The 13,800-nt window shown below is 65.1% G+C and carries 12 protein-coding genes; 3 read left to right on the top strand and 9 right to left on the bottom strand.

Annotated elements, in window-relative coordinates:
- Positions 1–31: 31 nt before the first annotated feature.
- From ACVOMC_RS07845 to ACVOMC_RS07855, 3 genes are all read right to left on the bottom strand, one after another.
- On the bottom strand, positions 32–196 hold the full coding sequence (locus ACVOMC_RS07845) for a hypothetical protein (RefSeq protein WP_481523498.1): 165 nt from the start codon (positions 194–196) through the stop codon (positions 32–34).
- Positions 197–400: 204 nt separating this feature from the next.
- A complete protein-coding gene (locus ACVOMC_RS07850; protein WP_481523499.1) occupies positions 401–862 on the bottom strand; it encodes a c-type cytochrome in 462 nt (153 codons plus the stop codon).
- Between the two features lie 9 nt (positions 863–871).
- Complete coding sequence (locus ACVOMC_RS07855) at positions 872–1,243, bottom strand: c-type cytochrome (protein WP_481523500.1); 372 nt, start codon at positions 1,241–1,243, stop codon at positions 872–874.
- 224 nt (positions 1,244–1,467) lie between these two features.
- Between ACVOMC_RS07855 and ACVOMC_RS07860 the strand changes: the two genes are divergently transcribed.
- Genes ACVOMC_RS07860 through ACVOMC_RS07870 form a run of 3 tightly spaced genes read left to right on the top strand, consistent with a single transcriptional unit; the run spans position 1,468 to position 9,142 of the window.
- Complete coding sequence (locus tag ACVOMC_RS07860) at positions 1,468–2,601, top strand: efflux RND transporter periplasmic adaptor subunit (protein ID WP_481523501.1); 1,134 nt, start codon at positions 1,468–1,470, stop codon at positions 2,599–2,601.
- Positions 2,598–6,071 carry an efflux RND transporter permease subunit gene (locus ACVOMC_RS07865; RefSeq protein ID WP_481523502.1) on the top strand — a complete coding sequence of 1,158 codons (3,474 nt, stop codon included), beginning with the start codon at positions 2,598–2,600 and terminating at the stop codon, positions 6,069–6,071. Before ACVOMC_RS07860 ends, ACVOMC_RS07865 begins: the two co-directional genes overlap by 4 nt.
- Before the next feature lie 5 nt (positions 6,072–6,076).
- The gene (locus ACVOMC_RS07870; protein ID WP_481523503.1) at positions 6,077–9,142 is read left to right on the top strand and encodes an efflux RND transporter permease subunit; all 3,066 of its coding nucleotides are present in this window, start codon (positions 6,077–6,079) and stop codon (positions 9,140–9,142) included.
- Positions 9,143–9,215: 73 nt separating this feature from the next.
- Here the strand turns inward: ACVOMC_RS07870 and ACVOMC_RS07875 are convergent, their stop codons facing one another.
- From ACVOMC_RS07875 to ykgO, 6 genes are all read right to left on the bottom strand, one after another.
- The gene (locus tag ACVOMC_RS07875) at positions 9,216–10,436 is read right to left on the bottom strand and encodes a TraB/GumN family protein (RefSeq protein WP_481523504.1); all 1,221 of its coding nucleotides are present in this window, start codon (positions 10,434–10,436) and stop codon (positions 9,216–9,218) included.
- A gap of 4 nt (positions 10,437–10,440) precedes the next feature.
- Positions 10,441–10,971, bottom strand: a complete 531-nt coding sequence (locus ACVOMC_RS07880) for an N-acetyltransferase family protein (RefSeq protein ID WP_481523505.1) — start codon at positions 10,969–10,971, stop codon at positions 10,441–10,443.
- 16 nt (positions 10,972–10,987) lie between these two features.
- Positions 10,988–11,875 (bottom strand): carbon-nitrogen hydrolase, encoded by an 888-nt coding sequence (locus ACVOMC_RS07885; RefSeq protein WP_481523506.1) that lies wholly within the window; start codon positions 11,873–11,875, stop codon positions 10,988–10,990.
- Positions 11,876–11,997: 122 nt separating this feature from the next.
- On the bottom strand, positions 11,998–13,035 hold the full coding sequence (locus ACVOMC_RS07890; RefSeq protein ID WP_481523507.1) for an agmatine deiminase family protein: 1,038 nt from the start codon (positions 13,033–13,035) through the stop codon (positions 11,998–12,000).
- Between the two features lie 88 nt (positions 13,036–13,123).
- Complete coding sequence (locus ACVOMC_RS07895) at positions 13,124–13,453, bottom strand: hypothetical protein (RefSeq protein ID WP_481523508.1); 330 nt, start codon at positions 13,451–13,453, stop codon at positions 13,124–13,126.
- Positions 13,454–13,650: 197 nt separating this feature from the next.
- The gene (gene ykgO, locus ACVOMC_RS07900) at positions 13,651–13,776 is read right to left on the bottom strand and encodes a type B 50S ribosomal protein L36 (protein ID WP_054656844.1); all 126 of its coding nucleotides are present in this window, start codon (positions 13,774–13,776) and stop codon (positions 13,651–13,653) included.
- Between the last annotated feature and the right edge of the window lie 24 nt (positions 13,777–13,800).

Here is a 13,800-nt window from a genome sequence, read left to right on the forward strand (position 1 = left end):
TCAGCGGCGCTGGTTTCCGGTGTGTTGCTGGTCAGCTGCCTGTGATGAAAGAAGTGAAACCGCTGTCTGGCGGGCGCGCGGTAGCGGGGGCGCTTTCAACCCTCTGCTCGAAGAAGCCCTGTGCATCTTCGGTGCGGAGCCTGGCAGGAACCTCAAGCGCTTCTTCCTGACGCAATCGTTCCAATGCGATCGCCATGGCCGCACCGGTGGGATCAAACGCGTTGCATGGAAGCCGATGGCGGCGGTCTCTGCGGCGACGATAGCGGGGAAGTTCTCTGCGCAGATCAGGCATCGGAAAAACGGCATATCCACCGGCAGCTGCGCCCGAGGGCGTTTGCGGGTGGGCTGACAGAACAAAGCCGCCTTCCCGGCGGCTTTGGAAACCCAAATGCAGGGTGGATCAGTCGACCCCGTGCAGGTCGCGCAGCTGGCTCGGGCGCGAGCCGAAGTAGGCCGCCAGATCGGCGATGTCCTGATCGCTCAGGTCTCTGGCCTGGGGGGTCATCAGCATGTGATCACGGGTACCGCCGCGGTACGTCTGCAGTGCATGGGCGAGGTAGTCGCCGTACTGGCCGCCCAGTTTGGGATAGGTCGGGTCGATCGGAGCGTTGCCATCGGCCCCATGGCAGTCGATGCAGCTCTGCCCGGTAGCCTTGCCTTTGGCCGCGGCCAGCTGCTCGCCGGCGGCGATGCGGCCCTGGGGCAGTCCGGCCGAGGAGCGGGAGTTGTGCTCGCCGCTGGCATGGCCGGGGTCGGTGGCGGACTTTCCGGTCGATTCCACCTCGGACTGCGAACACGCAGCCATGGCAACGGCGGCGAACAGGGCGAGGGACAGGCGCATTGCGTGCGTGGCTTTCGTCATGGTCGGCGCTTATTTGAGGGTGGACAGATAGGCGGACAGGTCGGCGATTTCCTGAGCGCTGAAACTCATCGACTGCGCCTGCATCGTCGGGTGCTTGCGCTTGCCTTGCCGGTATTCCATCAGCGCCTGGGTCAGGTAGGCCGAAGACTGCCCGCCGATCTTGGGCACGCGATAGCTGGGGTAGGCGTTCTTGTAGCCGGTCAGGCCATGGCAACCCTGGCAGGTGTAGGCGAGGGTTCTGCCGGCCTCCACGTTGCCGGTTACGGCCGGTGCCGGCGTGGCGGGGGCGGCGGGTGAGTCAGACGACGGATCAGCTTGGGCGGCCCCGAAGGTCAGGGCGAAAGCCAGAGCGAAACAAGCGGCGAGCGGCTGCGGGCGCATGGTTTCCTTGTCCGGTGAGCGGGGCTGGGGTTCCGCCGTGGGGACACGGAACGGGCCGAGTATAGCCCGCGTATTTATGCGATCGGAACCTGTGGTTGATGCTGCGGCGCGTCAGCCCATACTGCGTGCTCCTCACCGATCCATGACTTTCGGGGCATGGTGTGACTGTGGGGTGGTGCAATACTTATCTACAACACCTGCCTACGCATCCCTGGGACAAGACGATGTCGCGACTTTCTAATCTGTACGGCCGCACCGGAACCTGCGCCGCCGCACTTCTGATCTCTTCGGCCCTGCTGCTGGGAGGATGCAAGGCCGGAGGCGAGGAGGCCCAGGCCAAGACGCCCGAGGAACAGAAGGCCATCGATGCGGTTCCGGTGGAAGTGGCCAAGGCGACCAACCGTGCGATCGCCGCCAGCTATACCGGTACGGCCGCGCTGGATGCGCGTGCCGAATCGCAGGTGGTGGCCAAGACCTCCGGCGTCGCGCTGGCGGTGATGGTCGAAGAGGGCCAGACGGTCCGCGCCGGGCAGCCGCTGGTGCGGCTGGATCCGGATCGCGCGCGCCTGGCGGTGGCGCAAAGCGAGGCGCAGATGCGCAAGCTGGAGAACAGCTATCACCGCGCGCAGAGGCTGGTGGAGCAGCAACTGGTCAGTGCCGCCGATGTCGACCAGCTGCGTTTTGATCTGGAGAACGCCCGTGCCCAGTACCGCATGGCGACGCTGGAGCTTTCCTACACCACGGTGGTGGCGCCGATCTCCGGTGTGATCGCTTCGCGCGATATCAAGCCGGGCAACTTCGTGCAGATCAACTCGCCGATTTTCCGCATCGTCGATACCGGACAGCTGGAAGCCACGCTCAATGTGCCCGAGCGCGAAATCGCCAAGCTCAAGCCGGGCCAGGTGGTGGAACTGGCGGCCGATGCATTGCCCGGACGCAGCTTCACCGGCACGGTGGACCGGGTGTCGCCGGTGGTCGATACCGGTACCGGCACGTTCCGCGTGGTCACCACGTTCTCCGGCGAGCCCGACCTGCAGCCGGGTATGTTCGGCCGGCTGAGCATCAACTATGACCAGCGCGCCGATGCGCTCGTGGTACCACGCAATGCGCTGCTGGAAGATGGCAGGCAGCCGGCGGTGTATGTGGTGCGTGACGGCAAGGCACTGCGTACCACGCTCAAGCTGGGCTACGACGATGCGGGCTGGATCGAAGTGCGTGAAGGCCTGAAACCGGGCGATGAAGTGGTGATCGCCGGCAAGGCGGCCTTGCGCGAAGGCAGTGCGGTGCAGGTGATCGGGAAGGACAAGCCGGCCGAAGTCGCCGCCAAGGCACCGGCCGCACAGGCGTCCAAGCAATGAGTGGCCCGGCTCCATCGGCCCCCGGCGGTGGCTTCGATCTGATCGAGTTCGCCACGCGCCGGCGCGTCACCATCGCGATGATGACGCTGACCCTGGTGCTGTTCGGCCTGATCTCGCTGCAGAGCCTGAAGGTCGAATTGCTGCCGGACCTGAGCTATCCCACGTTGACCGTGCGTACCGACTACGAAGGTGCGGCGCCGGCGGAAATCGAAACGCTGATCTCGCAACCGGCCGAAGAGGCGCTGGGCATCGTCAAGGGCCTGCGCAAGCTCAAGTCGATCTCGCGTACCGGACAGAGCGACGTGGTGCTCGAGTTCGCCTGGGGCACGGACATGCAGCAGGCCGGTCTGGACGTGCGCGACAAGATGGAGACGCTGCAGCTGCCGCTGGAGGCCAAGCCGCCGGTACTGCTGCGCTTCAATCCGTCGACCCAGCCGATCATGCGCTTGGCGCTGTCGTCCAAACAGGAAGCCGGCAGCGAGGCCGATGCGGTGCGCCGGCTGATGGAGCTGCGCCGCTTTGCCGATGAGGATCTCAAGCGCAAGCTCGAACCGGTCAGCGGTGTGGCCGCAGTCAAAGTCGGCGGTGGTCTGGAAGACGAAATCCAGGTGGAGATCGACCAGCGCAAGCTGGCCCAGCTCGGCCTGTCGCTGGATACGGTGATCCAGCGCCTGCAGCAGGAGAACGTGAATCTCTCCGGTGGCCGGTTGGAAGAAGGTTCGCAGCGCTATCTGGTGCGTACCGTGAACCAGTTCGCCACGGTCGAGCAGATGCGCGAGATGCTGCTGACCACCACCGGGGGTTCCGGCGGAGCGGCGGCGGCCGGGGAGAACCGGCAGTTGATGATGGCCATTCTCGGCAGTCGCGATCCCAATGTGATCGCCGCGATGCGCAATGACGGTAACGGTGGCGGTGTGGCCACGGTGCGACTGAAGGATGTGGCCAACGTCTACCAGGGCTACAAGGAACGCGAGGCGGTGATCCGCAGCGGCGGCCGTGAGGCTGTGGAGCTGGCCATCTACAAGGAAGGCGATGCCAATACGGTGTCCACCGCCGATGCCCTGGAAACCCGGCTGGAAGCCATCCGCAAGCAGCTGCCCAAGGACATCGAGCTGACACAGGTGGAGGACCAGTCGGTCTTCATCCGCCACGCCATCAAGGACGTCAAGATCGATGCGGTGATCGGTGGCCTGCTGTCGATCCTGATCATCTTCCTGTTCCTGCGCGATGGCTGGAGCACTTTCGTCATTTCGCTGTCGTTGCCGATCTCGATCATCGCCACCTTCTTCTTCATGGGCCAGCTGGGCCTGAGTTTGAACGTGATGTCGCTGGGTGGTCTGGCGCTGGCCACCGGTCTGGTGGTGGATGACTCGATCGTGGTGCTCGAATCCATCGCCAAGGCGCGCGAGCGCGGCATGGGCGTGCTGGAAGCGGCGATCAAGGGCACCCGCGAGGTATTCATGGCGGTGGTGGCCTCCACGCTCACCACCATCGCGGTGTTCCTGCCGCTGGTATTCGTCGAAGGTATCGCCGGCCAGCTGTTCCGCGACCAGGCGCTGACCGTGTCCATCGCTATCGCGGTGTCGCTGGTGGTATCGATGACGCTGATCCCGATGCTGAGCGCGCTCAAGGGCCGTCCGCCGCTGGAGTTTCCGGCCGAGGATCCGCGCCAGCCGTGGCGTCCGGCCAGCCGTTGGCAGAAGCCGATGGCCTACACCGGCCGTGGCATCGGCGCGCTGATCCGCTACGGTTTCCTGGCGCTGGTCTGGTCGGTGGTGCGGGTCTTCCGCGGCATCTCGGCGGTGGTGGGCCCGGTGATGCGCAAGGCCAGTGATCTGGCGATGGCGCCCTATGGCCGTGCCGAAGCCGCCTACCTGAAGGCTTTGCCGGCGGCGTTGAAGCGGCCGTGGCCGGTGCTGGGCTTTGCGACCTTGGCCTTCGGCCTGACCCTGGCCGCGCTGCCACTGCTGGGGGTGGACCTGCTGCCACAGCTGGCCCAGGACCGTTTCGAGATGACCGCCAAGCTGCCGCCGGGCACGCCGCTGGCGCAGACCGATGCGCTGGTGCGCGAGGTGCAGCGCACGCATGCCAACGAGGAGGGCGTGCGCCTGCTGTATGGCGTTTCCGGCACCGGCACCCGGCTGGATGCCAGCCCGACCGAAAGCGGCGAGAACATCGGCAAGCTGTCGGTGGTGATGAGCGACACCTCGCGCGAGCCGGAGCTGACTGAAAAGCTGCGGCAGACGATGAAGGCCTGGCCGGCCGCGCAGGTCGACTTCGCCCGTCCGGAGCTGTTCGCGTTGTCGCCGCCGCTGGAGATCGAGATCGAAGGCAACAACCTCGAGGACATCCGCGTGGCGGGCAACCGCCTGGCCGACCTGCTGCGCGGCAATGCGCACTATGCCGACGTCAAATCGACAGTGGAGCAGGGCTTTCCGGAAATCCAGATCGTGTTCGACCAGGAGCGCGCCGCGGCGCTGGGACTGACCACACGGCAGATCGCCGATGCGGTGGTGAACAAGGTGCGCGGCAATGTGGCCACCCGCTACAGCTTCCGCGACCGCAAGATCGACGTGCTGGTGCGCGTGCAGGAATCGGAGCGTTCCTCGGTGGAGGATATCCGCCGGCTGATCGTGCATCCCAGCGGTTCCAAGCCGGTCGAGCTGGGTTCGGTGGCCGAAGTGGTTTCCACCACTGGCCCCAGCGAAATCCATCGCGCCGATCAGCGCCGCGTGGCCATTGTCTCGGCCAACCTGCGTGATATCGATCTGGGCAAGGCGATCACCGAGGTGCAGAGCCTGGTGGCGCAGAATCCGCTCGGTACCGATGTGGGCATGCATATCGGTGGCCAGGGCCAGGAGTTGGGCGAGTCGATCCGTTCGCTGCTGTTCGCTTTCGGTCTGGCGGTGTTCCTGGTGTATCTGGTGATGGCCTCGCAGTTCGAATCACTGCTGCATCCGTTCGTCATCCTGTTCACCATTCCGCTGGCGCTGGTCGGTGCGGTGGGCGCGCTGCTGCTGTCGCGCTCGCCCGTTTCGGTGGTGGTGTTCATCGGTCTGATCCTGCTGGTCGGGCTGGTGGTGAAGAACGCGATCATCCTGATCGACAAGGTCAACCAGCTGCGCGAGGAGGGTGTGGCCAAGCGGATCGCGCTGGTGGAAGGCGCACGCTCGCGTCTGCGTCCGATCATGATGACCACCTTGTGTGCGGTGTTCGGCTTCCTGCCGCTGGCCCTGGCCGTCGGTGAAGGTGCCGAGGTGCGTTCGCCGATGGCGATCACCGTCATCGGCGGCCTGCTGGTCTCCACACTGCTGACCTTGCTGGTGATCCCGGTGGTCTATGACCTGCTGGACCGCAAGCCGGACGAGTACTACGCCGAGCGCGGCCTGCGTGCCCGGCAGGTGGCCGCACAGGCGGTGCAGGTGCTGGCACGCGAGCAGGACGCCCTCGACGGCGCGGCGAAGGACTGACCCGGATGAACATCACCGAGCTGTCCATCCGCCGCCCCGTCACCACCATCATGCTGTTCGTGTCGATGGTGGCGATCGGCCTGATCGCCGCATTCAAACTGCCGCTGGAGGCCGAACCGGAAGCGACGATTCCCTTCTTCTTCGTGTCATTGCCGTACCCCGGCTCCACGCCGGAAGAAGTGGAGCGCAACGTGCTGCGGCCGGTGGAAGAGGCCATTGCCACGATGCCCGGTATCAAGTCGATGAACTCGCGGGCCAATGCCGAAGGCGGCACGATCCAGGTCGAGTTCAGCGACTGGGGCCGGGATATCGCCATGGCCGCTTCCGAGGCCCGCGAGCGCATCGACGCGATCCGCGACCAGCTGCCGGACGATTTCCGCCGCTACTACGTGCAGCGCTGGAGCACCAGCGACCGCGAGGCGATGAGCCTGCGCCTGAACAGCGAGGAGGATCTGACCGCGCGCGTCGATCTGATCGAACGCAGCATCAAGCAGCGCCTGGAGCGTCTGCCAGGCGTGGCCCGCATCGAGGTCGAAGGCGTCGCCAAACAGGAAGTACTGGTCGCGCTGGACAAGGATCGCCTCAGCGCGCACGGCGTCGCCCTGAACGAGCTGGTGCAGCAGTTGCAGGCGGCCAATTTCTCGGTTTCGGCCGGTCAGATCAACGAGGCCGGCCGCCGCCTGCGCGTGCAGCCGCGCGGCGAGCTTCTGGAGTTGCAGGCCTTGCGTGACCTGCGCATCAACAACCGCGGTACCCGTCTATCCGATATCGCCGAAGTCAGCTTCCAGCCGCAGCGCATGAACTATGTGCGGCAGATGGAAGGCCGGCCCAGTGTGGGTGTGGACATCTACAAGGAGCGTTCGGCCAATCTGGTGGATCTCTCGCGCGCTGTGCGGGCCGAGATCAAGGTGCTGGAAAACGATCCGGCGATGCGCGGCATCGATATCGAGATCGCCGACGACCAGGGTCAGGCGGTGACCACCTCGCTGCTGAAGCTGGCCGAGGCCGGTGCGATCGGTCTGCTGCTGTCGGTGATCGTGCTGTACGCGTTCCTGCGCCACTGGCCCTCGACGCTGATGGTGTCGATGGCCATTCCGATCTGTTTCATCATGACGCTGGGCTTCATGTACTTCACCGGCATCACCTTGAACATCATCTCGATGATGGGCCTGCTGCTGGCGGTCGGCATGCTGGTGGACAACGCGGTGGTGGTGGTGGAAAGCATCTACCAGGAGCGGGAGAAGTTCCCCGACCAGCCGGCGATGGCCTCCATTGTCGGTACCCGGCACGTGGCGATTGCCCTGTCCGCCGGCACGTTGTGCCACTGCGTGGTGTTTCTGCCGATGATGTTCGGCGAGAAGAACATCATCACCATCTACCTGTCGCAGCTGGCGGTGACCATTTCCGTGTCGCTGCTGGCCTCGTGGCTGGTGGCGGTGAGCCTGATCCCGATGCTCTCGGCACGGATGAAGACGCCGCCGGCGGTGAAGTCGCCCTTCATCAGTCGTCTGCAGGACCGCTACGCGAAGGCGCTGCGCTGGACGCTGCTACACCGTGGCTGGAGCGTGGCCGGCATCCTGTTCATCTCGCTGGTCAGCGTATGGCCGATGACCCATACCCAGGGCGGTGGCGATGAAAGCGATCCGGACGAGATCAACATCTTCTACCAGTGGAAGGGCTCCTACTCCAAAGAGGAGATGGGCAAGGAAGTGGCGCGGGTGGAGGATTTCGTCAACGCCCATCGCAAGGATTTCCATATCAAACGCGTCTACAGCCGCTACAGCGAACAGGGCTGGGCGCAGACCCGCCTGTTCCTGGACATCGATGATGCCGAGCTGAGCAAGAAGATCGAGGAGGAGGTGCGCAAGGGACTGCCGCAGTCGGCGCGGGCGAAGATCGGCATCGGCTGGCCGGGCGGGCAGGGCAGCGAAGGCCAGGGCATCCGCTTCAGCCTGATCGGTGATTCGACCCAGACCCTGCGGGAGCTGGCCGACGATATCGTGCCGATGCTGGCGCGTGATCCGAAGCTGCGCGACGTACGCGTGGATACCGGCGATGCCAATGCCGAACTGGCGGTGCGCGTGGACCGCGAGCGCGCAGCCGCCTACGGCTTCAGCGCACAGCAGGTGGCGCAGTTCGTGGGTATGGCGTTGCGTGGCTCCTCGCTGCGCGACTTCCATCGCGATGATGTGGAGATTCCGGTCAACGTGCGCTTCGCCGGTTCGGAGAGCTACGGCATCGAGGATCTTTCCTCGTTCATGGTGCGCACCTCCAGCGGCGCGGAAGTGCCGCTGCTGGCGATGGTCGATGTCGACGTCAATCCGGCGGCCAATTCGATCCAGCGCCTGAACCGGCAGACCATGCTGCGGGTGGAGGCCGGGCTGGCCAAGGACGTGGCGATGGATGCGGCGCGCAAGTCGGTGGAAGCCACCCTGGACGGCGTGCAGTTCCCGCCGGGCTACGGCTACACCTTCGCTGGCGGCGGCTTCAACATCAACTTCGATGGCATGCAGCAGATGGTGAACAGCATCTTCATCGCGCTGATCCTGATGCTGGTGATCATGGCCGCGGTGTTCGAGTCGCTGCTGTTTCCGGCAGCGATCATGTCCTGCGTGCTGTTCTCGATCTTCGGCGTGTACTGGCTGTTCTGGCTGACCGGTACCGAGATGAACATCATGGCCGTGATCGGCATCCTGGTGTTGATGGGCGTGGTGGTGAACAACGGCATCGTGATGATCGAGCACATCAACAATCTGCGGCGGCGTGGCATGGCCCGCACCGATGCGCTGGTGGAGGGCAGCCGCGAGCGGTTGCGGCCGATCATGATGACCATGGGCACGGCGATCCTGGCGATGATCCCGATCGCCTTGAATACCGAAACCGCCGATGGCATGCCGCCGTATCACCCGATGGCGCGCGCCATTGCCGGTGGCCTGGCCTTCTCCACGGTGGTCAGCCTGCTGTTCCTGCCCACCATCTACGCCATTCTCGATGACCTGCGCATGGGCACGGCGCGGCTGGTACGACGCGCACGCGGCTTGCCGGTGGACGGCCCGGTGCTGGAAAGCTGATCGGGGTCGCACCCGCTGAAAGAAAAAAGGCCCGCAGCGATGCGGGCCTTTTTTCAAGGGTTAAGCGGTCAGCTCAGCTGGCGAGCTTGCCGTAGACGGTGAAGCCGGTCAGCCACAGTCCCAGCATGCTGCCCAGATTGGTCAGCATGAAGGTCAGCACGATGCGGGTGACGCGATTGCGGTACCAGCCCTTGAGAGTCTGCGCATCGTCACGCAGTTGCAGGAAATCGAGATAGGCCGGTTTGCGCAGTCGGGTTTCCACCATCGCGGCAAAGGCGCCGGTGGGAATGCTCAGCCGGAACGGCTTGAACGGCGCCACGGCGATCGCGGTGAGGATGCTCAGCGGATGGCTGCGGGCCAGCAACGCACCCAGGCCGGCCAGACCACCGGTGTACAGCGCCCAGATCGCCAGCATGTGCGCGCCCATGTCCAGGCCGCCGCGCCAGAAGCCGATGCCGATCCCGGCCAGCACCACCGCCAGGATGGTCAGGGTGATCCACGGGATATTGCGCTTCTTCGGCACGGCTTCGAGCTGCTCGCGCAGCGTCGCCGGGGCTTCGGTATCGGTCTCCAGGTAGCGGGCAAGTCCGGCCAGGTGGCCGGCGCCAACCACCGCCAGCACATTGCGCTGTTCGCTGTGGTATTCCTCGCGCAGGCGCGTGGCCATGTAGCGGTCGCGCTCGCCGATGATGGCTTCGTACAGCGCCGGACTCTCGCTGGCGAACTCGCCGAAGCTCGATTCCAGCATGTCGCCCTGCTTGAGTTTCTCGATTTCCTCTTCGCCCACATCCTCCGACGAGAACAGTCCGGCGCCCAGCCCCATCACCAGCCTGATCTTGCCGAAGAAGCCCAGACGCTGGGATGCACGACGGAAGGTCAGGCCGACATCACGGTCGATCAGGTGCACTGGCAGGTCGCGTTCCTTGGCCAGCTGTACCGCACGTTTCAGCTCGGCACCGGGTTCGATGCCCAGCTGCTCGGCCAGGCGGCGCTGGTAGGCGGCCAAGGCCAGGTTGGCGGCAAACAGCGCCACGCGGCCCTTGCGAATGACGTCGATAAGATCCAGCTGCGCGAGCGCATCGGGATTGGTCAGTGCCTGCAGACGTTGCGGATCCAGCTCCACGGCGACCGCATCGAACCGGCCGCTGCCGATGGCCTGTTCCACGGCCTGCACGCTGGCCAGCGAAACGTGTGCGGTACCCAGCAGGGTGTAGCGCACGCCGTCGCGTTCGACGATGCGCACCGGCTGGCCGGCGAGCAGGTCGCTGTCGGCGTCAAGAAGGTTGTCGATCATTGCTTCATTCATTGTTGGGTGGCGTGTTGGCGCCATCGCCGAGTGCACGCTGCATCTGCACGGTATCCAGCCAGCGGCCGTGCTTGCGGCCGAGCCCGCGGAACACGCCGACCAGCTCGAAGCCGAAACGCTCGTGCAGCTTGATGGAGGCGGTGTTGGTGGGCTCGCCGATCACCGCGACCATCTGCCGGAAACCGCGCGCGGTACAGTCGTCGATCAGCGTCTGCATCAACGCGCTGCCGATGCCGCGACCCTGGTAGCGGGCATCCACATACACCGAGTTCTCCACCGTCCACTGGTAGGCGATGCGGGCGCGGTAGCTGTTGGCGTAGGCATAGCCCCCCACCTCGCCGTCGATGATCGCGACGAGGTAGGGAAAGCCGCGTTCGGTGATGTCGGCCATGCGTTGCGCCATTTCCGCTTCGCTGGGCACCTCGTATTCGTAGGTGTTGACCAGTTCCCGCACCTCGACCGCATAGATGGCGGTGATGGCGGGAATGTCGGCGGGTGTGGCCGGGCGCAGCTGGAGGGTCACGGAGGGCCTGCGGGTGTCAGTCGATGTAGCGCTTGAGCAGATCACCGTAGGCATCGATACGGCGATCACGCAGGAACGGCCAGATGCGGCGCACGTGTTCGCTGCGCTGCAGGTCGACATCACACACCAGGATGGTCGCATCGCCACCGGCCTCGGCAAGGAATTCACCCTGTGGGCCCAGGACGTGGCTGTTGCCCCAGAAGTCGATGCCCGAGGCCCCCAGCGGCGAGGTTTCGTGACCGACGCGATTGCAGCTCAGCACCGGCACGCCATTGGCCACGGCATGGCCGCGATGGCTCAGCACCCAGGCGTCGCGCTGGCGGTTCTTCTCATCCTGCACATCCTCCGGATCCCAGCCGATCGCGGTCGGGTAGAGCAGCAGCTCGGCGCCCGCCAGTGCCATCAGGCGCGCAGCTTCCGGATACCACTGGTCCCAGCACACCAGCACGCCGAGGCGGCCGACGGAGGTGTCGATCGGGGTGAAGCCGAGGTCGCCCGGGGTGAAGTAGAACTTCTCGTAGAAGCCCGGATCGTCGGGGATGTGCATCTTGCGGTACTTGCCCAGCATAGTGCCGTCTTTTTCGAAGACCACCGCGGTGTTGTGGTACAGGCCGGCGGCGCGGCGCTCGAACAGCGAGCCGACCAGTACTACGCCGTGCTTTTTCGCGATCGCGCCCAGGCGCTCGGTGCTGGGGCCGGGAATCGGCTCGGCCAGATCGAATTCATCCACCGACTCGTGCTGGCAGAAATAGGGGCCGTTGTGCAGCTCCTGCAGCAGCACCAGCTTCGCGCCCTGCGCGGCGGCCTCGGCCACGCGGGCCTCGATCACGTCCAGATTGGCGGCGGCATCGCCGTGGTTGCGTTCCTGGATCAGGGCGACGGAAAGGGTGTGACGGGAGCTCATCCGATTACAGGTCCTGCAAGGGGAGGGCGCATGGTAGCGCGGAAGCCACGGCGGATTATCCGCGGCGGCTGAACACGCGCCGCCTCAGGCGGTAGCGCTGTGGCGGCGCAGGAGGTGGCGGATCAGCTGGCCAGCAGGCCGGCCGGCAACTGCATGGTGATGCAGTGCAGGCTGCCGTTCTGCCAGATCAGCGAGCGGCAGGGGACCTGCACGATCTCGCGACCGGGGAAGGCCTGCGCCAAGACGTCGCGTGCGGCCTGATCTGCCGCATCGCCATACGCCGGCATCAGTACCGCACCGTTGATGATCAGGAAGTTTGCGTAGGAAGCGGCCAGGCGGCGGCCCTCATCGAGCACCGGCTGCGGCCACGGCAGCGGGAACAGGCGGTAGGGATTGCCATCAGCAGTACGCATCGAGGCCAGTTCCGCGCCCATGGCCTGCAGTTCGGCGTAGTGCGAATCCAGCGGGTCATCGCAATTCTGGTAGACGATGCTGTCGGCCGACGCAAAGCGGGCCAGCGTGTCGATGTGCGCGTCGGTATCGTCGCCTTCCAGATAGCCATGGTCCAGCCACAGCACGCGGTCCTGCTGCATCCAGGCGGCCATGTCGGCGCTGAGCGAGGCGCGGTCGCGGTCCGGATGGCGTTCGTGCAGGCACTGCCAGGTGGTCAGCAGGGTGCCTTGACCGTCGGTCTCGATACCGCCGCCTTCCAGCGCGAACGGGATGCTGCGCACGTCGGCATGGTTGAACACGCCAGCGGCATGCAGCACGCCGACCAGCTGGTCATCCAGGCTGGCTTCGAACTTGCCACCCCAGCCGGTGAAGCGGAAATCCAGCAGCTGGAAGCTGCCGTCGCCGCGCTTGAGGGTGATCGGGCCGGAATCACGCAGCCAGGTATCGTCGTAGGCGGCGGTGACAAAGCGCACACGCTCCATGTCGATCCGGTTCGATCGCAACCGCATTTCCGCGTAGGTCTCGATATCGTCATCGGCCACGCAGATCAGCACAGGCTGGAAACGGGTGATCGCGGCAACCAGGGCGATGTAGGTCTCTTCAACCTCGGCCAGGCGATCGGCCCAGTCGGTGTCGGCGTGAGGCCAGGCGATCAGTACGCCGGACTGGGATTCCCATTCGGCCGGAAAACGGAGCGTATCGTTCATGTTCTCGTGCATGCAGGGCCCCGTGCCCAGTGCATGGGTGTAAGTGACGGTGGGCGTGGATGCCCGCCGTCACGCGGGGCGGAAGGGGTCAGCGGATGGGGGGCTTTGGCCCGATTTCATCCGGGCTGGCTTGGCGCGCGACAACATCGATCACGCGCTGCTTTTCGAAATACACCGTGAATGCCGGATAGACCCAGCGATGGATGGTCGGCCATTGGCGTTTCTGGCCGCCCCGCGGCTCAAGGCGCTCCTGCGGAGCACCGAAGCGCGCTTCGACCTGGCTCATGGTTTGGCCGCGGGCCGGCAAAGCGCTGGCGGACTGTTCCTGGACCCGCTCGATGAGCAGGGTATCGGCCATGGCGGCTGACGTCGCACCCAGCAGGGTGATCAGGGTTAGTGCGTGGATCGTGTGTTTCATAGTCGCTGCTCCCCAGAGGACAAGTGTCGATTACAGCAAAAAACGGCGACAAATAGATGGTCTTGTCGCGCGTATTGGTGTTGCCGGTCGATACGCGGCAGCCGGTAGGTGGATGCAGCAACAAAAAACCGCCCGAAGGCGGCTTTTTGTGAAGTCGGAAACCGTGCGGATCCCGTGACTGGCTTGCGCCAATCGGCTCAGCGCTGGCGAGCCTTGAAGCGCGGGTTCGACTTGCAGATCACGAAGATCTTGCCGCGACGGCGGACGACCTTGCAATCGCGATGACGGGCCTTCGCCGACTTCAGGGAGGACAGAATTTTCATGGCATACCTCGGCGGATAACTGTT

This window comes from Stenotrophomonas sp. STEN014 (genome assembly GCF_056760315.1).